The sequence below is a fragment of the Streptomyces sp. NPDC047079 genome (genome assembly GCF_040643755.1).
Lineage (GTDB): Bacteria > Actinomycetota > Actinomycetes > Streptomycetales > Streptomycetaceae > Streptomyces.
This window is the reverse complement of the sequence record NZ_JBEYUZ010000018.1, coordinates 124511-146643: the sequence shown is the minus strand read 5'-3', so window position 1 is coordinate 146643 and position 22133 is coordinate 124511. Positions and strand designations below refer to the sequence as shown.

19 protein-coding genes are annotated in these 22133 nt (G+C 71.6%); 10 read left to right on the top strand and 9 right to left on the bottom strand.

What is annotated here, in order from left to right; translation table 11 throughout:
- The first annotated feature begins 124 nt into the window (after nt 1–124).
- Nucleotides 125–2221, top strand: a complete 2097-nt coding sequence (locus ABZ823_RS22930) for a serine/threonine-protein kinase (protein WP_361663348.1) — start codon at nt 125–127, stop codon at nt 2219–2221.
- Nucleotides 2222–2348: 127 nt separating this feature from the next.
- Here ABZ823_RS22930 and ilvD read toward each other — a convergent pair whose 3' ends face one another.
- The 4 genes from ilvD to ABZ823_RS22910 form a co-directional block, all read right to left on the bottom strand.
- Nucleotides 2349–4202 carry a dihydroxy-acid dehydratase gene (gene ilvD / locus ABZ823_RS22925; RefSeq protein ID WP_361663345.1) on the bottom strand — a complete coding sequence of 618 codons (1854 nt, stop codon included), beginning with the start codon at nt 4200–4202 and terminating at the stop codon, nt 2349–2351.
- A 183-nt stretch (nt 4203–4385) separates the two neighbouring features.
- Entirely contained in the window at nt 4386–5024 is a 639-nt protein-coding gene (locus tag ABZ823_RS22920) for a TetR family transcriptional regulator (protein WP_361663342.1), read from the bottom strand.
- 16 nt (nt 5025–5040) lie between these two features.
- Nucleotides 5041–5865, bottom strand: a complete 825-nt coding sequence (locus ABZ823_RS22915; RefSeq protein ID WP_361663339.1) for a sugar phosphate isomerase/epimerase — start codon at nt 5863–5865, stop codon at nt 5041–5043.
- Between the two features lie 84 nt (nt 5866–5949).
- Entirely contained in the window at nt 5950–6882 is a 933-nt protein-coding gene (locus tag ABZ823_RS22910) for a Ppx/GppA phosphatase family protein (protein WP_361663337.1), read from the bottom strand.
- A gap of 71 nt (nt 6883–6953) precedes the next feature.
- Between ABZ823_RS22910 and ABZ823_RS22905 the strand changes: the two genes are divergently transcribed.
- Nucleotides 6954–7802, top strand: coding sequence for a hypothetical protein (locus ABZ823_RS22905; RefSeq protein ID WP_361663334.1), 849 nt, complete (start codon nt 6954–6956; stop codon nt 7800–7802).
- 76 nt (nt 7803–7878) lie between these two features.
- On the opposite strand, the gene ABZ823_RS22900 is transcribed toward ABZ823_RS22905, so the two are convergent.
- Nucleotides 7879–9711 (bottom strand): hypothetical protein, encoded by a 1833-nt coding sequence (locus tag ABZ823_RS22900; protein WP_361663331.1) that lies wholly within the window; start codon nt 9709–9711, stop codon nt 7879–7881.
- Between the two features lie 347 nt (nt 9712–10058).
- Between ABZ823_RS22900 and radA the strand changes: the two genes are divergently transcribed.
- A complete protein-coding gene (gene radA / locus ABZ823_RS22895) occupies nt 10059–11468 on the top strand; it encodes a DNA repair protein RadA (protein WP_361663328.1) in 1410 nt (469 codons plus the stop codon).
- A gap of 81 nt (nt 11469–11549) precedes the next feature.
- The gene (disA, locus tag ABZ823_RS22890) at nt 11550–12674 is read left to right on the top strand and encodes a DNA integrity scanning diadenylate cyclase DisA (protein ID WP_361663325.1); all 1125 of its coding nucleotides are present in this window, start codon (nt 11550–11552) and stop codon (nt 12672–12674) included.
- Between the two features lie 232 nt (nt 12675–12906).
- Here disA and ABZ823_RS22885 read toward each other — a convergent pair whose 3' ends face one another.
- Nucleotides 12907–13722 (bottom strand): hypothetical protein, encoded by an 816-nt coding sequence (locus tag ABZ823_RS22885; RefSeq protein WP_361663322.1) that lies wholly within the window; start codon nt 13720–13722, stop codon nt 12907–12909.
- A gap of 333 nt (nt 13723–14055) precedes the next feature.
- On the opposite strand from ABZ823_RS22885, the gene ABZ823_RS22880 reads away from it, so the two are divergent.
- From ABZ823_RS22880 to cseC, 5 genes are all read left to right on the top strand, one after another.
- Nucleotides 14056–15006, top strand: a complete 951-nt coding sequence (locus ABZ823_RS22880) for an A/G-specific adenine glycosylase (RefSeq protein ID WP_361663319.1) — start codon at nt 14056–14058, stop codon at nt 15004–15006.
- A gap of 428 nt (nt 15007–15434) precedes the next feature.
- Nucleotides 15435–15974 (top strand): SigE family RNA polymerase sigma factor, encoded by a 540-nt coding sequence (locus ABZ823_RS22875; RefSeq protein WP_361663317.1) that lies wholly within the window; start codon nt 15435–15437, stop codon nt 15972–15974.
- Nucleotides 15975–16015: 41 nt separating this feature from the next.
- Nucleotides 16016–16618 carry a hypothetical protein gene (locus ABZ823_RS22870; RefSeq protein WP_361663314.1) on the top strand — a complete coding sequence of 201 codons (603 nt, stop codon included), beginning with the start codon at nt 16016–16018 and terminating at the stop codon, nt 16616–16618.
- Nucleotides 16619–16626: 8 nt separating this feature from the next.
- Nucleotides 16627–17331 (top strand): two-component system response regulator CseB, encoded by a 705-nt coding sequence (gene cseB / locus ABZ823_RS22865; protein ID WP_361663311.1) that lies wholly within the window; start codon nt 16627–16629, stop codon nt 17329–17331.
- A gap of 8 nt (nt 17332–17339) precedes the next feature.
- A complete protein-coding gene (gene cseC, locus ABZ823_RS22860) occupies nt 17340–18683 on the top strand; it encodes a two-component system sensor histidine kinase CseC (RefSeq protein ID WP_361663309.1) in 1344 nt (447 codons plus the stop codon).
- A gap of 41 nt (nt 18684–18724) precedes the next feature.
- Here cseC and ABZ823_RS22855 read toward each other — a convergent pair whose 3' ends face one another.
- From ABZ823_RS22855 to ABZ823_RS22845, 3 genes are all read right to left on the bottom strand, one after another.
- On the bottom strand, nt 18725–19168 hold the full coding sequence (locus tag ABZ823_RS22855) for a VOC family protein (protein ID WP_361663306.1): 444 nt from the start codon (nt 19166–19168) through the stop codon (nt 18725–18727).
- Between the two features lie 56 nt (nt 19169–19224).
- Nucleotides 19225–19662, bottom strand: coding sequence for a helix-turn-helix transcriptional regulator (locus ABZ823_RS22850; protein WP_361663391.1), 438 nt, complete (start codon nt 19660–19662; stop codon nt 19225–19227).
- A 113-nt stretch (nt 19663–19775) separates the two neighbouring features.
- Entirely contained in the window at nt 19776–21359 is a 1584-nt protein-coding gene (locus tag ABZ823_RS22845; protein ID WP_361663303.1) for an MDR family MFS transporter, read from the bottom strand.
- A gap of 166 nt (nt 21360–21525) precedes the next feature.
- Between ABZ823_RS22845 and ABZ823_RS22840 the strand changes: the two genes are divergently transcribed.
- Nucleotides 21526–22125 (top strand): helix-turn-helix domain-containing protein, encoded by a 600-nt coding sequence (locus ABZ823_RS22840; RefSeq protein ID WP_361663300.1) that lies wholly within the window; start codon nt 21526–21528, stop codon nt 22123–22125.
- The last annotated feature ends 8 nt before the right edge of the window (nt 22126–22133 follow it).

Here is a 22133-nt window from a genome sequence, read left to right as displayed (position 1 = left end):
ACGTCGTCACCGAACACCGGTGTGTGACACGCACGCGGAGGCTAGCAAGCCGCCTCGGTCTCGTACGAGTCATCGACTAGGCTCCCTGCGTCGCGCGCGCGGACGAACAGCACGGGGGTGGTCCATGGCGCCACAGCGCAACACCGGAGCGGGCGCGGAAGCGGAACTTCCCGAGTACGCCGGCCATTACCCCCTGGAATCCCGTCTGGGTTCCGGCGGGATGGGCGTGGTTCACCTGGCCAGGAGCACCTCGGGGCTCAGGCTCGCGGTGAAGGTCGTACACGCCGAGTTCGCCAGGGACCCGGAGTTCAGGGGCCGTTTCCGGCAGGAGGTGGCCGCCGCCCGGAGGGTGAGCGGCGCCTTCACCGCGCCCGTCGTCGACGCCGATCCCGAGGCCGCGCGGCCCTGGATGGCCACGCTGTTCATCCCCGGTCCCACGCTGTCCGAACAGGTGAAGCAGAACGGGCCCATGAAGCCGGCCCAGTTGCGCCGGCTGGTGGCCGGGCTCGCCGAGGCACTGCGCGACATCCATCGGGTCGGGGTCGTGCACCGGGACCTGAAGCCGAGCAACGTACTGCTCGCCGAGGACGGGCCGAAGGTCATCGACTTCGGCATCTCCCGGCCGAAGGACAGTGAACTGCGCACGGAGACCGGGAAGTTGATCGGCACTCCGCCCTTCATGGCACCCGAGCAGTTCCGGCGGCCCAGGGAGGTCGGCCCGGCCGCCGACATCTTCGCGCTCGGCTCCGTCCTGGTGCACGCGGCGACGGGGCGCGGGCCGTTCGACTCCGACAGCCCGTATGTCGTCGCCTACCAGGTCGTGCACGACGAGCCGGACCTGAACGGCGTACCGGGGGACCTCGCGCCGCTGCTGCTGCGCTGCCTGGCCAAGGAGCCCGAGGACCGGCCCACTCCCGACGAGCTGATGCGGGAACTGCGGTCGGTGGCGGCCTCCTACGACACCCAGACCTTCGTACCGACCCAGCGCACGGGTGACACGCCGAGGCCGGAACCCCGGGCCGGGAGGCCCGAGCGGCGGCCCGAGCGGGGGGTCCGGGGGCTGCTCAAGCGGGTGGCCCTGGTGGCGGGAGCGTTCAGCCTCGTGCTGGGCGGCGCCTACGCGGCCGTCAGGGTGCTCGACGGCGGCGCTCCCGCCCCGGCCGGTCCCCGGACCACGCTGGCCGCGTTCCGTACCTGGGAGGCGAAGCCCCTGTCCGAGGACGGCACCATGCCGCAGTGCTCCTACGGTGCGGGCAAGCTGCTGTGCGGACAGTCCGGTCTGGTCTACGCCCTCAACCCGTCGGACGGCACAGTGGTGTGGCGGCACAAGGTCGCCACGACCTCCAGGAGCGGCCCGCCGGTCGTCTCGGGCGGTCTCGTCCAGCCGATGACGGGCGAACGCCAAAGCCTGGAGGCACTGGATCCCGGTCCGGGCCGGGCGCGCTGGCACCGGGACATGCCCGCCTACAACGCCATGCGGCCGGCCGCGGGCATGCTCCTGCTCACCGGCACCGACGGGACGGTCACCGGCGTGAACAGCGCCTCGGGGGACACCGAGTGGAGCCACCGGATCCCCGGCCAGCGCATGCCGTATTTCACCTCGTTCGCCGGGGACCCGTCGGCGTATGCCGTGAGTACGTCCGACACCGGGACGAGCACACGGGTCACCGCGGTGGATCCGGACACGGGTGACGTGCGCTGGGACGCGCATCTGAAAGGGAACCTGGAGCCCTTCGGCACCGCGGACGGGTCCGTCTTCCTCCTCTCCATGGACCAGGTCTACGGGCGTGCGCAGGCCGTGGTCCGCTACACCCCCGGGTCGGGGGCCACACGTACCGTTTTGCTGCCCGTGCCGTTGGACAGCGCCCGTGCCAGCGTCCACGGCAGCACCGTCCACCTCCTCGCAGCCGGTGGCTCGCTGGAGGCCGTCGACATGGACACGCGCAGACAGCTCTGGCATGTCGAGACGTCCGTGAGCCGCGGCTCGGCGCCGGTCGCGGACGGCGGGCACGTGTACTTCACCGCGGCCGACGGACGGCTGCTCGCGTTCGACGCCGAGGACGGCAGGCTCATCGGGCAGACCGCGCCACGCCTCGGCGCCCACGCGGACCGGGTCACGGCCGCGCTGCCCGAGCCCGTGATCATCGACGGTCATGTCTACGCGGGTGCCCCCGACGGCACGGTCTTCGGTGTGGACGGACGTGATCCGTCGGTCTGGTGACGCGCGCACGGCCGGCCCGGTGACGTACCGAAACCGCCGGCCCGGTGACGTGCCAAGGGGGCCGCCTGCGAAGGGGCGGCCCCCTGCTCGTGCTCGCCGCGGGTCAGCCCCGCTGCACCGCGTCCGGTCAGCCCAGCCTGGTCACGTCGCGCACCGCGCCCTTGTCCGCGCTCGTCGCCATCGCCGCGTAGGCCCGCAGGGCGGCCGAGACCTTGCGGTCACGGTCGGCGGGAGCGTAGACGCCGTTCAGGGCCGCTCGGCGGGAGCTCAGCTCGTCCTCGGACACCAGCAGGTCGATCGTGCGGTTCGGGATGTCGATGCGGATGCGGTCGCCGTCCCGCACCAGGGCGATCGTGCCGCCCGAGGCGGCCTCGGGAGAGGCGTGACCGATCGACAGGCCCGAGGTGCCGCCGGAGAAGCGGCCGTCCGTGACCAGTGCGCACGCCTTGCCCAGGCCGCGGCCCTTCAGGTACGAGGTCGGGTACAGCATCTCCTGCATGCCCGGGCCGCCCTTGGGCCCCTCATACCGGATGACGACGACGTCGCCCTCCTTGATCCGCTGGGTGAGGATCTTCTCGACGGCCTCCTCCTGCGACTCGCAGACGACCGCCGGGCCCTCGAAGGTCCAGATCGACTCGTCGACGCCGGCCGTCTTCACCACACAGCCGTCGGCCGCGAGGTTGCCCTTGAGGACCGCGAGGCCGCCGTCCTTGGAGTAAGCGTGCTCGATCGACCGGATGCAGCCGTTCTCGTCGTCCTCGTCCAGGGCCTGCCAGCGCTCGGACTGGGAGAAGGCCTCGGCGGAGCGCTTGCAGCCGGGGGCCGCGTGCCACAGCTCGACCGCCTCCGGGGACGGGGAGCCCCCGCGGATGTCCCAGGTCTTCAGCCAGTCGGCCAGGGACGGGCTGTGGACCGCGTGCACGTCCTCGTTCAGCAGGCCCCCGCGGTGCAGTTCGCCGAGGAGGGCCGGGATACCGCCCGCGCGGTGCACGTCCTCCATGTAGTACGTGCGGTCCTTGGCGACGTTCGGGGCGACCTTCGCCAGGCACGGCACCCGGCGGGAGACCTCGTCGATCTCCGTCAGGCCGAACGGGACGCCTGCCTCCTGGGCGGCGGCCAGCAGGTGCAGGATCGTGTTGGTCGAGCCGCCCATCGCGATGTCGAGGGCCATCGCGTTCTCGAAGGCGGAGAAGGTGGCGATGCTGCGCGGCAGGACCGTCTCGTCGTCCTGCTCGTAGTAGCGGCGGGTCAGGTCCATGACCGTGCGGGCCGCGTTCTCGTACAGCGCCCGGCGGGCCGTGTGCGTGGCGAGGACCGAGCCGTTGCCGGGGAGGGAGAGACCGATAGCCTCCGTCAGGCAGTTCATCGAGTTGGCCGTGAACATGCCCGAACAGGAGCCGCAGGTCGGACAGGCGTTCTCCTCGATGCGGAGGATGTCCTCGTCGGAGATCTTGTCGTTCACCGCGTCGGAGATCGCGTCGACCAGGTCCAGCGTGCGGACCGTGCCGTCGACCAGCGTGGCGCGACCGGACTCCATCGGGCCGCCGGAGACGAAGACCGTCGGGATGTTCAGGCGAAGGGCCGCCATCAGCATGCCCGGGGTGATCTTGTCGCAGTTGGAGATGCAGACCAGGGCGTCGGCGCAGTGGGCCTCGACCATGTACTCCACGCTGTCCGCGATCAGGTCGCGGGAGGGGAGGCTGTAGAGCATGCCGCCGTGGCCCATGGCGATGCCGTCGTCCACCGCGATCGTGTTGAACTCGCGCGGGATGCCGCCCGCCTCCCTGATCGCCTCGCTGACGATCCGGCCGACCGGCTGGAGGTGGGTGTGGCCCGGCACGAACTCGGTGAAGGAGTTGGCGACCGCGATGATCGGCTTCCGTCCGATGTCCGCGCCGGGTACCCCGGAGGCACGCATCAGGGCGCGGGCGCCTGCCATGTTGCGGCCGTGGGTGACTGTGCGGGACCTCAGCTCGGGCATCGTCGCTCGCTCCTTCGGAGAGTTCTCAACTCAGGTCGAGCGTACGCCGGTGCTCCAAGGGACGGACACAAGTGTCCGGAATGCGGGATGCGTGTTTCAGGGACGCCGCGGTGGTGCGGCCCGTCCCACCGGTGTCAGGGGCTTCCTCAGGCGCCCCGTCCCACCGGTCTCGGCACCACGCTCTCAGGGGTTCGTCAGGTGACCCTGCACCACGGGTGCCACCCGTGCCACCAATTCTTCCAGGTCGGCCGACGCCACCGGTTCCACCTTGATCACATACCGCAGCATCGCGACCCCGACCAGCTGCGCGGCCGCCAGCTCGGCGCGCAGCTCCGCGTCGGGCAGGCCGAGCTGCCCGGAGATGCGGCGCAGCAGCTGCGCGGCCACCAGGCGGCGGAAGACGGCGGCCGCGGTCTCGTTGTTGACGGCGGAGCGGACGATCGCCAGCAGCGGCGTACGGGTCGCGGGGTTCTCCCAGATGCCGAGGAGGAAACGGGTCAGGCGCTCGCCGACGGCGTCACGGGGGCCCTCGGCGACCGCGTCCGGCGCGCTCAGGGCCGGCGCGAAGGCGACCTCGATGGCGGCCTCGAAGACCTGTTCCTTGGTGCCGAAGTAGTGGTGCACGAGCGCGGAGTCCACTCCGGCGGCCTTGGCGATGCCGCGTACGGATGTCCTCTCGTAGCCGCGCTCGGAGAACTCCTCTCGGGCCGCCTCCAGGATGCGGTCGCGGGTGGCGGGGGCCGCCGCCGTCTCCCTGCGGCTGGGCCGTCCCCTGCCGCGGCGGGCAGGACCCGCTCCCGTCACTCCGGCGGCTCCGGTCACGGGCGGACCACCCCGCTCATCCGCGGGACACCTTCGCTGCGGCCGCGAGGTGCAGGCGCGCGAAGGCGAGCGCCTCGGCGAGGTCGGCCTCGCGCTCGGCGCCGGACATCGCGCGGCGGGTGTTGACCTCGATGACGACGTACCCGTCGAAGCCGGTGAGCGCGAGCCGCTCCAGGACCTCGGCGCAGGGCTGGATGCCGCGGCCGGGCACGAGGTGCTCGTCCTTGTTGGAGCCGTTGCCGTCGGCGAGGTGGACATGCCCGAGGCGGTCGCCCATCCGTTCGAGCATGTTGAGGGCGTCGGTGCGGGCCGTGGCGGTGTGGCTCAGGTCGATCGTGAAGTGGCGGTAGTCGTCATTGGTGACGTCCCAGTCGGGGGCGTACGCCAACATCTCGCGGTCCCGGTAGCGCCACGGATACATGTTCTCTACGGCGAACCGCACATCCGTCTCGTTCGCCATGCGCCAGATGCCGTCGACGAAGTCGCGGGCGTACTGCCGCTGCCACCGGAAGGGCGGATGGACGACGACGGTACCCGCGCCGAGCTTCTCCGCGGCCCTGCGGGCACGCTGGAGCTTGACCCAGGGGTCGGTGGACCACACGCGCTGGGTGATCAGCAGACAGGGCGCGTGGACGGCGAGAACGGGCATCCGGTGGTAGTCGCTGAGCCGGCGCAGGGCGTCGATGTCCTGGCTGACGGGATCCGTCCACACCATGATCTCGACCCCGTCGTACCCGAGGCGCGCGGCGATCTCGAAGGCCGTCGCCGTCGACTCCGGATAGACGGAGGCCGTCGACAGGGCGACCTTCGCATCCGGGATGCGCACCACTGGTTCTGCCACGAGGGACAGGGTACGGGGCGTCGCCTTGACATGGGGGGCCGCTTGCGCGGGGCGGGGTGTGGGAAGGGGCACAGCGCCGCTAGTCTAGTCCGCCGCCATGTGATCCAGGCGGCGCAGGATCACGCCCTCGCGCAGGGCCCACGGGCAGATCTCCAGGGTCTCCACACCGAACAGGTCCATCGTGCCCTCCGCGACCAGCGCGCCCGCCAGGAGCTGGCCCGCCCGGCCCTCGGAGACGCCCGGGAGGTCCGCGCGCTCCTCGGCCGTCATCCCGGCGAGCTGCGGAACCCAGCCCTCCAGGGACTCCCGCTTCAGCTCACGCTGCACATACGGCCCCTCGGCGGAGCGTGCCGCCCCGGCGAGGCGGGCGAGCTGTTTGAAGGTCTTGGAGGTGGCGACGACGTGGTCGGGCACCCCGAGGCGGCTGAACTCGCCGACGGTACGGGCGATCTGCGCCCGCACATGGCGTCGCAGGGCCCTGACGTCCTCCGGCTCCGGCGGATCCCCGGGGAGCCAGCCCGCGGTGAGCCGGCCCGCGCCCAGCGGCAGCGACACCGCCGCGTCGGGTTCCTCGTCGATCCCGTAGGCGATCTCCAGCGAGCCGCCGCCGATGTCGAGGACGAGCAGCTTGCCCGCCGACCAGCCGAACCAGCGCCGGGCGGCGAGGAAGGTCAGCCGTGCCTCCTCCTCACCGGTCAGCACCTGCAACTCCACGCCGGTGGCCTCCCTGACCCGGGCCAGCACGTCGTCCGCGTTGCTCGCCTCGCGCACGGCGGAGGTGGCGAACGGCAGCAGGTCCTCGACGCCCTTGTCCTCGGCGGCCTGGAGGGCGTCGAGGACGACGCCGATCAGCTTGTCGACCCCGTCGGCGCCGATGGCCCCGCTGTCGTCGAGGAGCTGAGCGAGCCGCAGTTCCGCCTTGTGCGAGTGCGCGGGCAGGGGGCACGCGCCGGGGTGCGCGTCCACCACCAGCAGGTGCACCGTGTTCGAACCCACGTCGAGGACACCGAGTCTCATGTACGGAACGCTACTGCCCGTACGACGATCCTCCGTCCCCGATGCGGTCCGGAGCCACTTACCCTGGATGCGTGCCAAAGACGAAAAAGGCGAAGCCTGACAAATCCTTCAGGGGATCGAAGGATTCTTCGCAGGCGAAGGCGTCCACGTCCAAGAAGGCCCCGAAGGTGAGCGACGAGAAGGGGCTCGACTTCGCGCGCGCGTGGGTGGAGTTTCCGGATCCGGCCGACGACGAACAGGTCTTCCGCTGTGATCTGACATGGCTGACCTCACGCTGGAACTGCATCTTCGGAAGCGGCTGCCAGGGCATCCAGGCGGGCCGCGCGGACGACGGGTGCTGCACGCTCGGCGCGCACTTCTCGGAGGAGGACGACGAGAAGCGGGTGGCCGAACACGTGGCACGGCTCACGCCGGAGATCTGGCAGAACCATGACGTGGGCATGGAGACCGGCTGGGTCGCGGAGGACGACGAGGGCTCCCGGCAGACCCGCCCCTACCAGGGCTCGTGCATCTTCCAGAACCGGCCCGGGTTCCCCGGAGGCGCCGGCTGCTCGCTGCACATCCTGGCGCTGCGGGAGGGCCGCGAACCGCTGGAGACCAAGCCGGACGTCTGCTGGCAGCTGCCGATCCGGCGGACGTACGAGTGGATCGACCGGCCCGACGACACCCGGGTGCTGCAGGTTTCCATCGGTGAGTACGACCGCCGCGGCTGGGGTCCGGGCGGCCATGACCTGCACTGGTGGTGCACGTCGGCGACGTCGGCGCACGGCGCGGGCGACCCGGTGTATGTCTCGTACCGGGCAGAACTGACCGAGCTGATGGGCAAGGCCGGGTACGACCGCCTCGTCGAGCTGTGCGAACAGCGCCTGGCCTCGCAGCTGCCCCTGGTGGCACCGCATCCTGCGGACCCGGTGGGCTGAGCGGGGCGTTCCGGACATTCGGGTTCCGGACATTCGGGTGTTCCGGGCATTTCGGGGCGCGGGCGGTGAGCCGGGCCTACGGGGACGGGCTCGGGTCGCCGCTCTCGGAGGGCGGCGGGGGCGAGGAAGGGGGCTCCTCGGACGGGGGCGGGCTCGTGGTCGGCGGGTCCGTGGGGGCCGGGGTCGGGTCGCCGGGCGTGGGCTCCGGGCCGGTCGTGGGCGGATCGCTCGGCACGGGGGCGGACGGGCCGGTGTGCACGGGGGTGGGGCCGGGGTCGGACGTCCCCGCCGTCCCGTAACCGTAGATCGAGACCACCGCGCCCGCCGGTGCCACCGCCACGCGCGCGTGCCAGAGGCCGGACGGCTCGCGCAGGTGGTCGACGAACACCCGGACAGTGATCGACGCTCCCGGAGCGAGTGTTCCCGACGCCTGGCTCAGAGAGAGCCAGGGGGCGCCCGTGGACGCCGACCAGCGGACCGGCGAGCTGCCGGACGCGATCAGGGTGATGAGGGTCGTGGTGCCGTCGTTGTCGGCCGCCACCGTGAGGTGTCCCGCCGCAGGGTCGCCCGTCTTCACCCCGATGACCTCGACGGACACATCGGGCGAGCGGCCGTCCTTGCCGAAGCGGGCGCCGGGTCCGGTACGCGCGTTGCCCGCGTTCTCGTAGCCGTCCGCGTCCTCGCCGCCGAGAACGGCGGAGTCGTGCAGCTCCCGCGCCGTCACCGAGCGGCCGTCGGCGCCCTCGCCGGTGAGGGGCGCGCCGCGGTAGGCCGCCCACAGGGCGATGACGGGGGCCGCGACCACGGCGGCGACGACGGTCGTCGTGACGGCACGCGCACGCAGGCGGTCCCGGCGCGCCGCGTGGTCCTTGGGGTCCATGGGAAAACCGTGCCGGTCGAAGCGGGGGGCACCGCCACGCGCGCGTGGGGCGTGCGCCATCGCGGCACCCAGGGCCGTGCGCGGAGCCCGGAGGACGGGCAGCGCGGCGGGGGTGACACTGGTGCCCGGCCAGGCGCCGGGGACCGCGCGCTCGGCGGTGCGGCGGCAGCGCGGGCAGTCGTCGACGTGACGGACGAGTTCGCGGCGCAGGGCGGCGCTGAGTACGAACTGGTGGTCGTCGGTGAGGCGGGCGACGCTCGGACAGGAGCCCGTCTCCACGACGGCGAGCGCGGCACGGGTGCGTTCGACCTCGCAGGCGGCGGAGGCGAGGAGTTCCCGCGCGGCCGCGAGGTCCATGCCGAGCACGGCGGCGACCTCCTTGGCGGTGAGCTGGTGCCGCACGGCGAGTTCGAGGGCCTCGCGCTGTTCGGGGGTGGTTCCGGCCGCCTCGGGCCAGGCGAGCTGGGCGAGTTCCCGTCTGCGCTGCTCCTGGACCTCCTCGGGGGTGGAGACAGGGTTCGGTTCGGGGGCGGAGGCGGGGCCGGTCCGTCCGGCAGCGGGCACGGGGGCGGAGGCCGGGCCCGGGCCGCCGGGGGCGGGCGAGCGGCCGATGGCCTCGGCGGCGCGCCGGTCGTCGGCCTCCTGGTGCGCGCGGTGCGGGCGGTCGCGCCCGGCGGCATGGCCGGCCTGGCGGCGGTTCCGGGCCTCGGCGAGCTTGCGCAGACACGACCAGCGGGCCAGCGCGTACAACCAGGCGCGGCGGTCGCCGGGGGCCATCGGACCTCGGGTGCCGCGGCGCTCGGCGAACGCGAGGGCGTCCCCCAGGGCGGCCGTCGCGGTCCCGTGGTCGCACAGCACGGACAGGCAATAGGTGAACAGGCCGTCGAGGTAGGGCTCGTAACGCGCGGGCGGGCTCGGTGCCGTGGTGCGGGTGTTCGCGCCACGGGGCACGCTTCCCCGCTCGCGAGCGTCTTTGCGCGCCGGGCGTGCGCCGGTGGCGTGCGTGGAGGTCTCCGGCCTGCTGCTCATCACCCGTGCGACCGTAGGCGCCGACAGGCGGCACCTTCTGCCCCCTTGCGCACTTTTACTCCGTACGGGTGAAACGATCCCTCAAAACGGGCCACGAACGACGGGTGCGGCCGTCCCGGCGCGCGCCGACTTCCGCTCGCGCGCAGGTCCGTGCGCCTCCTTCCCCCGCGCCCGCGCCTCAGGCACCCGGCGCGGCGGCCGCGAGTACCGCCAGGTGGATCGCGGAGCCCCGTGAAGTGGATCGCGCCGCGCATCGGCGCTCCCGCGCGCGAGGCCGGGACGTCCACCGCCGCCCGGTCTCACAGGCCCCAGGCCCCGGTGTCAGTGGGCCCCGCTACGGTTCGTGCATGGCTGCCCGTACGAAGACCACCAAGGACCGCCCGTCCTACCGCTGCACCGAGTGCGGCTGGCAGACGGCCAAGTGGCTCGGCCGCTGCCCCGAGTGCCAGGCATGGGGCACGATCGAGGAGTACGGCGCGCCCGCGGTGCGGACGACGACTCCGGGCCGGGTGACCAGCTCCGCCCTGCCCATCGGACAGGTCGACGGGCGGCAGGCCACCGCCCGCTCCACCGGTGTGCCCGAGCTGGACCGCGTCCTCGGCGGCGGGCTCGTGCCTGGCGCGGTCGTGCTGCTCGCCGGCGAACCCGGCGTGGGCAAGTCCACACTGCTGCTGGACGTCGCGGCCAAGGCGGCGAGCGACGAGCACCGCACGCTGTATGTGACGGGCGAGGAGTCGGCGAGCCAGGTGCGCCTGCGCGCCGACCGCATCCGGGCCATCGACGACCACCTCTACCTGGCGGCGGAGACCGATCTTTCCGCCGTGCTCGGTCACTTGGACGCGGTGAAGCCGTCCCTGCTCGTCCTGGACTCCGTGCAGACCGTCGCCTCCCCCGAGATCGACGGCGCGCCCGGCGGCATGGCCCAGGTCCGGGAGGTCGCCGGGGCCCTCATCCGTGCCTCCAAGGAGCGCGGCATGTCCACCCTGCTCGTCGGTCATGTCACCAAGGACGGCGCGATCGCGGGCCCCCGCCTGCTCGAACACCTGGTGGACGTCGTGCTGCACTTCGAGGGCGACCGGCACGCCCGGCTGCGCCTCGTACGGGGAGTCAAGAACAGATACGGAGCGACCGACGAGGTCGGCTGCTTCGAGTTGCACGACGAGGGGATCATCGGCCTGGCCGACCCGAGCGGCCTGTTCCTGACCCGCCGCGACGAGCCGGTCCCCGGCACCTGCCTGACCGTCACCCTGGAGGGCCGCCGGCCCCTGGTCGCCGAGGTGCAGGCCCTGACGGTCGACTCGCAGATCCCCTCCCCGCGGCGTACGACGTCCGGCCTGGAGACCTCCCGCGTCTCGATGATGCTCGCCGTCCTGGAGCAGCGCGGCCGGATCAGCGCCCTCGGCAAGCGGGACATCTACTCCGCGACGGTCGGCGGGGTGAAGCTCTCCGAACCGGCCGCGGACCTGGCGGTCGCGCTGGCGCTGGCGAGCGCCGCGAGCGACACCCCGCTGCCCAAGAATCTGGTGGCGATCGGAGAAGTGGGTCTCGCGGGGGAGGTCAGACGCGTCACAGGGGTCCAGCGGCGACTGGCCGAGGCCCACCGTCTGGGCTTCACGCACGCGCTCGTTCCGGCCGATCCGGGCAAGATCCCGCCGGGGATGAAGGTGCTGGAAGTGGCGGACATAGGGGACGCCCTGCGGGTCCTTCCACGCTCCCGTCGCCGAGAGGCCCCACGGGAGGAGGAAGACCGCCGGTAGACTTTGCCCTGGTCTCGCCCGTCCGTACGAACCGAGAGTGCGACACGGGAGCGCCCCAGAACCTGCGACCGGAGGAGTGCAGTGGCAGCCAACGACCGGGCGGCAGCTCCCGGAAAGTCCGGCGGGAGTTCCGGTGCCGATGGCCTGATGCGCGCCTCACTGAGCGCCGTGGCTCCCGGCACGGCCCTGCGCGACGGTCTCGAGCGCGTGCTCCGCGGCAACACCGGCGGGCTCATCGTGCTCGGCTCCGACAAGACCGTCGAGGCGATGTGCACGGGCGGTTTCGTCCTGGACGTCGAGTTCACGGCCACCCGTCTGAGGGAGCTGTGCAAGCTGGACGGCGCCCTGGTGCTCTCCTCGGACCTGTCGAAGATCCTCAGGGCGGGCGTGCAACTGGTGCCCGACCCGACGATCCCGACCGAGGAGACGGGCACGCGCCACCGCACGGCGGACCGGGTGAGCAAGCAGGTCGGCTTCCCCGTGGTCTCGGTCTCCCAGTCGATGCGCCTGATCGCGCTGTACGTCGACGGTCAGCGCCGCGTCCTGGAGGACTCGGCGGCGATCCTGTCCCGCGCCAACCAGGCCCTCGCGACCCTGGAGCGCTACAAGCTCCGCCTGGACGAGGTGGCCGGCACGCTGTCCGCGCTGGAGATCGAGGACCTGGTGACGGTCCGGGACGTCTCGGCGGTGTCGCAGCGGCTGGAGATGGTCCGTCGTATCGCGACCGAGATCGCCGAGTACGTGGTCGAGCTGGGTACGGACGGCCGTCTGCTCGCCCTCCAGCTGGACGAGTTGATCGCCGGGGTGGAGCCCGAGCGGGAGCTGGTGGTGCGCGACTACGTGCCCGAGCCGACCGCCAAGCGCTCCCGCACCGTCGAGGAGGCCCTGTCCGAACTGGACGCCCTGACCCACGCCGAACTCCTCGAACTTGCCACGGTGGCCCGCGCCCTGGGTTACACCGGCTCCCCCGAGGCGCTCGACTCGGCGGTTTCGCCGCGCGGTTTCCGGCTGCTCGCGAAGGTCCCGCGGCTGCCCGGCGCGATCATCGACCGCCTGGTGGACCACTTCGGAGGCCTTCAGAAGCTGCTCGCGGCGAGCGTCGACGACCTCCAGACGGTGGACGGCGTCGGCGAGGCCCGGGCCCGCAGCGTCCGCGAGGGCCTGTCGCGGCTGGCGGAGTCGTCGATCCTCGAGCGGTACGTGTAGCCACCGGCGGGCCGTATGGCCGGGCTCCCCGGCCCGGCCAGCCCGCCCGGACCCGGCACAGGGGGCGCCGCGAGGGACCTCGGGCCCGCCCCGAAACCGGTGGAGGGGGCGCCGCGAGGGACCTCGGGCCCGCCCCGAAACCGGTGGAGAGGCTCCGCAGCCGCCCGTACGTTCGGAGGATGACCACCCGAACCTGATCCGTCCTCCTGACCGGCCCGTCGGCCCGGCGGCATCAGTCCTTCGACAACACGAAGGACGTCTGGGCCTTCGGGAAACCGGGGGCGTTCGCCTGGACCAGATAGGTGCCCGCGGGCACCGAACCAGCCGGTGGCGTCGCGCAGTTGGGGGCGCTCTGCCTGCGGTCCCACTTCACCGTGTAGGTGACCTTGGCGTTCGCGGGTACGCGGAACAGCACGCTGCCCGTGCCGCTCGGGCAGTCGGACGACGTCCACACGTCGTTGTCGCTGCCGGTCTGCGTCACCGTCAACACGGCGCTCTTCGGGCCGAGGTCAAGCTTGCAGTCACTGCCGGAGGAGTTCTTGGCGGCCAGCTCGAACGCGGGGGTGTCTCCGGGCGCGTACGTGTTGCGAACGCTCCTCAGCGTCAACTGCACTGCACCGGGTGTGCAGTTGGGCAGGGACGACCCGGAACCGGCCGGCAACTGACCGGCTCCGGAGCCGCTGTCACCGCTGCCGTCCGTCCCGCCGCCCGCCGTTTCCGTCGCGGATCCACCGGAGCCGCCGGTGCCGCCGGACTCCGACGAGCCGGAGGACCCCGCCGACCCGGAACCGCCCCCGCCGCTCGACTCGTCGCGCCCGCCCGGGTGTTGGCTGATCGCCGGTCCGGTTCCGGACGGGCCCGGAGTGATGGACGACGTGGGGTGCTTGCCGTTCGAGCCGTCCGACTTGTTCTTGCCGCCACCGCCGCCTGACGTGACCACCCAGGCGATCAACAGCGCCAACAGGGCTAGTACAGACAGCAGTAGGGCCCTCCGTCGCCAGTAGATGGAGGAGGGAAGCGGCCCGACCGGATTGCGCAGAGATCCCACGGCGGAAACTGTACGAGAGATCGGAGCCGGGCCTTGCCCCACCCGCCGCCCCGGCATCAACTTTTCCGGATCATCATCCCGCACGGCCTCCGCCGAACACGGTCGAGGCACTCATCGCCCGCGCCTCGCCCACCATCCGGGAGACCCTGCCCTCCTCCGCACTCTCCTCGGTCATACCCCCACCCACCGAGCCTGCGCGCGCAGTCGCAGTCTCCCCGAGCCCCGACCGCCCACCGAGGGCTGGAGGCAGGAGGCCGGGCGCACCGACACAACACCCCCACCCGGGGCCATCCCCCACCCCACCCCCCCTCACGTGGCAGGATCGAAACCGTCATGACTGCACCCACCACCCCCGCCCCCGTTCCCGCCCCCGAACCCGCCCGGACCGACGACCTCACGGGCCGGGTCCCCGGCAGGGCCCTGCACGCCCCGGTCATCGCCTGGTTCAACGAGCACGCCCGCGATCTCCCCTGGCGGCGCCCGGAGGCCGGGCCGTGGGGCGTGATGGTCAGTGAGTTCATGCTCCAGCAGACACCGGTCAGCCGCGTCCTGCCCGTCTACGAGCAGTGGCTCGCCCGCTGGCCCCGCCCCGCCGACCTCGCCAAGGAACCCCCCGGCGAGGCCGTGCGCGCCTGGGGCCGGCTCGGCTACCCGCGCCGCGCCCTGCGCCTGCACGGCGCGGCCGTGGCGATAACGGAACGGCACGGCGGCGACGTGCCCACCGAGCACGCCCAGCTGATCGCCCTGCCCGGCATCGGCGAGTACACGGCGGCCGCCGTCGCCTCCTTCGCCTACGGCCAGCGGCACCCGGTCCTCGACACCAACGTGCGGCGCGTCCTCGCGCGCGCGGTCAACGGGGTGCGGTACCCGCCCAACGCCACCACCGCCGCGGAGCGCAGGCTCGCCCGCGAGCTACTGCCCGAGGACGAGCGAACGGCGTCCCGCTGGGCGGCCGCCTCCATGGAACTGGGCGCGCTGATCTGCACCGCGAAGAACGAGACGTGTCACCGCTGCCCGATCGCCGCGCAGTGCGCCTGGCGGCTGGCCGGGAAGCCGGAGCACGACGGTCCGCCGCGCCGCGGCCAGACGTACGCGGGGACGGACCGTCAGGTGCGTGGCCGGCTGCTGGCCGTCCTGCGGGAGGCGGTGGGCCCGGTCCCCCAGTCGGTCCTCGACCGGGTGTGGGACGAGCCGGTGCAGCGCGCCCGCGCCCTGGACGGGCTGGTCTCCGACGGCCTGGTGGAGCCCCTCCCCGGCGGCCTCTACCGCCTTCCTCACACCTGACCCCGTCCGCCCGGGCGCGTTCCCACCCGCGCGCCCGGGCGGACGCGGCGCCCCGCCACCCGGCCGGCGCCCCGCCACCCGGCCGGTGCACGGCCGTCGGGCCGTCCACGGCCCGCTCCGTCACAGCCGTTGCCTCGCCACCTCACAGAGCACTCGACTCATCAGCGGGACAAATCACCCCATACCATCTCCAACTGCCGCTCTCCTCTACCCCGTTCCTCTGTTTGTTACACAACCGACGGACAGCCGAGCGCTCTCCGCAGGCTGGCTCGGACAACGCCGTGACAACCCGTCCGTAACTTCATATGCGTGCCGCGGGGAACGCGACACGGGAGCTGATGAAGGCTCAGGGACTTGGTGTTACCGACAACCCGGCTGTGTGGCACAGCCGGCGGACAGGTCGGAAACGGGGAATGGAGGCGGTTGGAATGGCGCACGGCGAGGTGCTCGAGTTCGAAGAGTACGTACGCACCCGGCAGGAGGCGCTGCTGCGCAGCGCCCGTCGGCTGGTGCCCGACCCCACCGACGCCCAGGACCTGCTCCAGACCGCGCTGGTGCGCACGTACGGCCGCTGGGACGGCATCGCCGACAAGCGCCTGGCGGACGCCTACCTGCGCCGCGTGATGATCAACACGCGCACCGAGTGGTGGCGGGCCCGCAAGCTGGAGGAGGTCCCCACCGAGCAGCTCCCGGACGCCCGCGTCGAGGACTCCACCGAGCAGCACGCCGACCGGGCCCTGCTGATGGACGTCCTGAAGGTGCTCGCTCCGAAGCAGCGCAGTGTCGTGGTGCTGCGACACTGGGAGCAGATGTCCACGGAGGAGACGGCCGCCGCCCTCGGCATGTCGGCCGGTACGGTCAAGAGCACGCTGCACCGGGCGCTCGCCCGGCTCCGGGAGGAGCTGGAGGCCCGCGACCTGGACGCACGCGCGCTGGAGCGTGAGGAGCGGGAGCGTTGCGCGGCCTAGGCAGGCGGGCCACACGGCCCAGCGGGGCCCTCAAGGCGGCGATGGCGGCGGTGACCGCGATCGCCGCCCTCGGGCTTCTCGTCTCCGCCTGTGCCACCGGCGGCACGGGCGCGCGGGACGAGGGGCCGGCGGGCAGCGACCAGGTGGTCGCGGGCACCTCCCCGCCCTCCGCCTCACCGACCAAGAAGGAGCCGACGCGGCTCGACGTGGTCAAGATGGTGAAGGACGATCCGAAGGTCGCGAAGGCGGTCAAGGAGGATCTCAAACCGTGCGTGGCCGACGAGTACCCGGTCGACGTCTCGTACGGCGATGTCACCGGGGGCACCGCGAACGACATCGTCGTGAACGTGATGACGTGCAGCGACGCCGTCGGCCTCGGCTCGTACGTGTACCGGATGGAGAACCACAGATACGAGAATGTGTTCAAGGCGGAGGAGCCTCCGGTCTACGCGGAGATAGACCGCGGTGACCTCGTGGTGACCCAGCAGATGTACGAGAAGGGCGACCCGGTGTCGTATCCCTCCAGCGAGCAAGTGCTCACCTACCGCTGGACCGCGAGCCATTTCGCCGTCGTGTCCAGCACCCGGAATGTGTACAGCAACGCGGTGAGCGACGGCGGCACGCCCGCCCCGGCGGGGAACTGAGAGAGCGGATGGCAGAGCAGACCCACGTCCTGTTCGTCGAGGACGACGACGTCATCCGTGAGGCCACCCAGCTCGCCCTGGAGCGCGTCGGCTTCGCGGTCACCGCCATGCCCGACGGTCTGTCGGGCCTGGAGGCGTTCCATGACCGTCGCCCCGACATCGCCCTGCTGGACGTGATGCTCCCCGGGCTGGACGGTGTCAGTCTGTGCCGCCGCATCCGCGACGAGTCGACCGTGCCGGTGATCATGGTGTCGGCCCGTGCCGACTCGATCGACGTGGTGCTCGGCCTGGAGGCGGGCGCCGACGACTATGTGACCAAGCCGTTCGACGGCGCCGTGCTGGTCGCGCGCATCCGTGCGGTGCTGCGCCGCTTCGGACACGCGAGCGGCGACGGGCGGGGAGCCGAGGACTCCTCCTCCGTGGGCGGCGGCGTGCTCACCTTCGGCGAACTGAAGATCGACACCGAGGGCATGGAGGTACGGCGGTCGGGGCAGCCGGTGGCCCTCACCCCTACCGAGATGCGGCTGCTGCTGGAGTTCTCGTCGGCGCCGGGCACGGTACTGTCGCGTGACAAGCTGCTGGAGCGGGTGTGGGACTACGGCTGGGGCGGTGACACCCGGGTCGTCGACGTCCATGTCCAGCGGCTGCGCACGAAGATCGGCCAGGACCGGATCGAGACGGTCCGCGGCTTCGGCTACAAGTTGAAGGCCTGAGCAGGGGTATGCGGGGGATTCTCGGACGCCTGATCCCGGATGACGCGGCCATACGGACGGGCCTCAGATGGAAGCTCAGCGCGGCGATCGCCCTGGTCGGCGCGCTCGTCGCGGTAGCGCTGAGCCTGGTGGTGCACAACGCGGCCCGCGTGTCGATGCTCGACAACTCGCGCGACCTCGCCATCGAGCGGATCCAGGTGGCCCAGCGGATGTACGAGTCCGGGCGCACCCAGACCTTCGGCGTCAAGGTCGACGACCCGGCGATCCCGCCGGATCTGCTCCAGAAGGTCGCCGAGGGCCGGCGGGCCACCTATGTCGCCGAGGGCGCGCACGGTGTACCGGACATCTGGGCGGCCGTACCCCTCAAGGACGGCCGGGTGCTGTCGCTGCACACGCGTTTCACGGACCGCAGCGCCAGTGTGATGCAGGACCTGGACCAGGCCCTGATCATCGGTTCCATCGCGGTGGTCCTCGGCGGCTCGGCGCTCGGCGTGCTGATCGGCGGGCAGTTGTCGCGGCGTCTGCGCAAGGCGGCGGCCGCGGCGAACCGGGTCGCCAAGGGCGAGACCGATGTCCGCGTGCGGGAGGCGATCGGCGGCGTGGTGCGCGACGAGACGGACGATCTGGCGCGCGCGGTGGACGCGATGGCGAACGCTCTCCAGCAGCGCCTGGAGGCGGAGCGCCGGGTGACCGCGGACATCGCGCACGAGCTGCGCACCCCGGTCACGGGCCTGCTCACGGCGGCGGAGCTGCTCCCGCCCGGGCGGCCCACGGAACTGGTGCTGGACCGCGCCAAGGCGATGCGCACGCTGGTGGAGGACGTCCTGGAGGTCGCCCGTCTGGACAGCGCCTCCGAGCGCGCCGAACTCCAGGACATCATGCTGGGTGAGTTCGTCGCCCGGCGGGTGGCGGCCAAGGACGCCGACGTCGACGTCCGGGTGATCCACGAGTCGGAGGTCACCACCGATCCGCGCCGGCTCGAGCGCGTGCTGTTCAACCTGCTGGCCAACGCGGCCCGGCACGGCAAGCCGCCGATCGAGGTCTCGGTCGAGGGCCGGGTGATCCGCGTACGGGACCACGGCCCCGGCTTTCCGGAGGAGCTGCTGGCCGAGGGTCCGAGCCGCTTCCGTACGGGCAGCTCGGACCGCTCGGGGCGGGGCCACGGTCTGGGCCTGACGATCGCGGCGGGCCAGGCGCGGGTGCTGGGCGCGCGCCTGACGTTCCGCAATGTACGGCCGGCCGGGACGCCGGAGCACATGCCGGCCGAGGGCGCGGTGGCAGTCCTGTGGCTGCCGGAGCACGCGCCGACGAACACGGGCAGCTTCCCGATGCTGCCCCTGGCCGGCGGCTGATCGCCGCGCCGCTGTCCACGGGCCCGCCCTCCGGAGGGCTGCTAGGCCCAATCCTTGTCGAGGTCCAGGTCGCCCTCGCGCCGCTGGGTGAAGGAGAACCAGTTGCCGGAGTCGTCGCGGAAGAGCGCCTCGATGCCGTACGGACGCTCCTGCGGCTCCTGGAGGAACTCCACGCCGCGGTCCTTGAGCTTCTTGTAGTCCTCGTGGATGTCGTCGGTGACCAGCACTCCGGCACCGAGGGCCCCCTTGGCGACGAGCTTCTTGACCATCTCGGCGGACTCCGGGTCCATCGCGGGCGGGCCCGGCACCATGAGCGTCAGCTCCACATCGGGCTGGTCAGGGGCGCCGACGGTCAGCCAGCGCATACCACCGTCTCCCATGGTCATGTCCGTACGGACCTCGAGGCCGAGCTTCTCTGTGTAGAACTCCTTGGCCCGGTCCTGGTCGAGGACCCAGACGGTGGTGATGGCCAGTCCCTTGATCATGGTTTTCTCCTGTGGTGCAAGGTGCTGTTGCGTTGCCACCGTAGGCAGCGCGGACGTCAGCCCGCTTCTCCGGAATTGCGCTTCTGATCGCCCGCGCTCCGATCGCCCGCGCGCGGACGGAACCCACCGGCCCAGAGCATCGCGTAGCACCCGGGTATGAGCGCGGCGCCGCGGCCCACGTGCTTGGTCCGGTACTCACTGGGGGTGAGACCGGTCCAGGTCTTGAACCGGGCGGAGAAGGTGCCGACGCTGCTGAAGCCCACGAGGTGGCAGATCTCGGTCACGGTCAGGTTCGCGGTGCGCAGCATCTCCTCGGCCCGCTCGATCCGCCGGTGCGTCAGATACTGCCCGGGGGTCTCGCCGTAAGCGGCCTTGAAGGCACGGATGAAGTGATACCGCGAGTACCCGGCATGCGCGGCCATGGCGTCGAGATCCAGCCCCGGGTCGGCCCAGTCTCGGTCCATCGCGTCCTTGGCGAGCCTGAGCTGCCGCATCTTGTCCATGATTCGATGCTGCCACGGGGCACTGACAGCGCACCGCGGAGCGGGACGGCGAAGGCCCCCCGGGGCGGGCAGCTCCGGGGGGCCTTCGGGCCGGGGGAGGTGCGTCAGACGGCCTCTGCAACCGTCGGCTGCACCTGCGCGGCGTCCCCAGCCGCGTCCCCGGCCTGCTTGTCGGGTCCTGCGCCGCGCAGCGGGACCTCCTTCACGAAGACCGCGGCCACCAGCGACGCCACGGCCACCACCGCGCCCAGGAGGAAGGCCGAGTGCGTGCCCGCGGACACCGCGTACTGGTACGCCTCCCGGGCCGCCGCCGGCAGCTTCTCCAGGCTCTTGGCGTCCAGCTGGGCTGACCGCTCGGTGATCTTCGAACCGAGGGCGCCCGCCCGCTGGGCCATCACGTCCTGCACCCGGTTGTTGAACAGCGCGCCCATGATCGCGACGCCGAAGGAGGACCCGAGCGTGCGGAACAGGGTGGTGGAGGAGGACGCGACGCCCATGTCCTTCATCTCGACGCTGTTCTGCGCGACCAGCATGGTGATCTGCATCAGGCAGCCCATTCCGGCGCCCACGACGGCCATGTAGACACCCGAGGTGAACCGGCTGGTGCCGGTGTCCATCTGCGCGAGCAGGAACAGGCCGACGACCATCAGCACGCTGCCTGCCACCGGGAAGACCTTGTACCTGCCGCTGTTGGTGGTGACCCGGCCCGCGATCATCGACACGACGAGCATCGCGCCGAGCATCGGCAGGAGCAGCAGCCCGGAGTTGGTCGCGGACGCGCCCTGCACCGCCTGCTGGTACAGCGGCAGGAACAGCGTCGCGCCGAACATCACGAACCCGGTGATGAACCCGATCACCGACATCAGGGTGAAGTTGCGGCTGCGGAAGATGTGCAGCGGCACGACCGGCTCGGCGGCCTTGGTCTGCCAGAACACGAACCCGACGAGCGCGGCGACGCCGATTCCGATCAGCTCCATGATCCGCGCGGAGGTCCAGGCGTACTGGGTTCCGCCCCAGGTGGTGACCAGGACGATGGAGGTGATGCCGACGGTGAGCAGGGCCGCGCCGGGGTAGTCGATACGGGTCTTGGCGCGCTTCTTGGGCAGGTGCAGCACGGCGCTGATGGCGAGCAACGCGACTATGCCGAGCGGCAGGTTGATGTAGAAGGCCCAGCGCCAGCCCCAGTGGTCGGTGATCGTGCCGCCGACCAGCGGGCCGCCGATCATCGCGAGCGCCATGACGCCGGCCATCATGCCCTGGTACTTGCCGCGCTCCCGCGGCGGTATCAGATCGCCGATGATCGCCATGACGCCGACCATGAGGCCACCGGCACCGAGGCCCTGCACGGCGCGGAAGCCGATGAGCTGGCCCATGTCCTGCGCCATGCCGCTGAGCGCCGAGCCGATCAGGAAGATCACGATCGAGCTCATGAAGGCGCCCTTGCGCCCGTACATGTCGCCGATCTTGCCCCACAGCGGGGTGGAGGCGGCGGTGGCGAGCGTGTACGCGGTCACCACCCAGGACAGGTGTTCGAGCCCGCCGAGCTCGCCCACGATCGTCGGCATCGCTGTGCCCACGATCATGTTGTCGAGCATCGCGAGCATCATCGTGATCATCAGTGCGAGCAGGACCACCCGCACGCTCCGTGGCTGCTTTTCCGTCTCGGGCGGTGCCGTGGTGTCCGCCATGCTCCCCACTCCCCTAGGTACTGCGGCCGTCCGGCTACTTACTTGCCGACCGGCTAGTTGACTACACTGAGGGAAGGTAGCCCCGGAACTAGCCGGGCGTCAAGTAAGTTTGGTGGGCCTGCCGGTCTGGCGGTAAGCAGGCAAGGGAAGTCCGAGGAGCATGAGGATGGGCGGTACCACCATGGACGGCACCAAGCGGCAGCGGCGGGGGGACACCCGCCAGCGCATCCAGGACGTGGCGCTCGAACTCTTCGCCGAGCAGGGCTACGAGAAGACCTCGCTGCGTGAGATCGCCGAGCGTCTGGAGGTCACCAAGGCGGCCCTCTACTACCACTTCAAGACCAAGGAAGAGATCCTGGTCAGCATCTTCGAGGACCTGTCCCGCCCGATGGACGAGCTGATCGAGTGGGGCAAGGCCCAGCCGCACACCCTCGAGACCAAGCGGGAGGTGCTGCGCCGCTACAGCGAGGCCCTGGGGGGCGCGGCCCCGCTGTTCCGCTTCATGCAGGAGAACCAGGCGACGATCCGCGAGCTGAGCATCGGCAACCAGTTCAAGGACCGGATGCTTCAGATGCGCGACATCATCCGGGACCCGGACGCCTCACTGACCGATCAGGTCCGCTGCATCAGTGCGCTGTTCACGATGCATGCGGGGATGTTCGTCCTCCAGGAGGTCGAGGGGGACCCGGAGGAGAAGCGCAAGGCGGTCCTGGAGGTCGCCGTCGACCTGGTGACCCAGGCCCACGCGGAGCCCGAGGCATCCTAGGGAGAGCC

Bases quoted from the DNA above. Each gene is read 5' to 3' on its own strand.
- ABZ823_RS22930 (WP_361663348.1), top strand. From the start codon at position 125: ATGGCGCCACAGCGCAACACCGGAGCGGGCGCGGAAGCGGAACTTCCC.
- ilvD (WP_361663345.1), bottom strand. From the start codon at position 4,202: ATGCCCGAGCTGAGGTCCCGCACAGTCACCCACGGCCGCAACATGGCA.
- ABZ823_RS22910 (WP_361663337.1), bottom strand. From the start codon at position 6,882: ATGAGACTCGGTGTCCTCGACGTGGGTTCGAACACGGTGCACCTGCTG.
- ABZ823_RS22900 (WP_361663331.1), bottom strand. From the start codon at position 9,711: ATGAGCAGCAGGCCGGAGACCTCCACGCACGCCACCGGCGCACGCCCG.
- radA (WP_361663328.1), top strand. From the start codon at position 10,059: ATGGCTGCCCGTACGAAGACCACCAAGGACCGCCCGTCCTACCGCTGC.
- ABZ823_RS22880 (WP_361663319.1), top strand. From the start codon at position 14,056: ATGACTGCACCCACCACCCCCGCCCCCGTTCCCGCCCCCGAACCCGCC.
- ABZ823_RS22875 (WP_361663317.1), top strand. From the start codon at position 15,435: ATGGCGCACGGCGAGGTGCTCGAGTTCGAAGAGTACGTACGCACCCGG.
- ABZ823_RS22870 (WP_361663314.1), top strand. From the start codon at position 16,016: ATGGCGGCGGTGACCGCGATCGCCGCCCTCGGGCTTCTCGTCTCCGCC.
- cseB (WP_361663311.1), top strand. From the start codon at position 16,627: ATGGCAGAGCAGACCCACGTCCTGTTCGTCGAGGACGACGACGTCATC.
- cseC (WP_361663309.1), top strand. From the start codon at position 17,340: ATGCGGGGGATTCTCGGACGCCTGATCCCGGATGACGCGGCCATACGG.
- ABZ823_RS22855 (WP_361663306.1), bottom strand. From the start codon at position 19,168: ATGATCAAGGGACTGGCCATCACCACCGTCTGGGTCCTCGACCAGGAC.
- ABZ823_RS22850 (WP_361663391.1), bottom strand. From the start codon at position 19,662: ATGCGGCAGCTCAGGCTCGCCAAGGACGCGATGGACCGAGACTGGGCC.
- ABZ823_RS22845 (WP_361663303.1), bottom strand. From the start codon at position 21,359: ATGGCGGACACCACGGCACCGCCCGAGACGGAAAAGCAGCCACGGAGC.
- ABZ823_RS22840 (WP_361663300.1), top strand. From the start codon at position 21,526: ATGGGCGGTACCACCATGGACGGCACCAAGCGGCAGCGGCGGGGGGAC.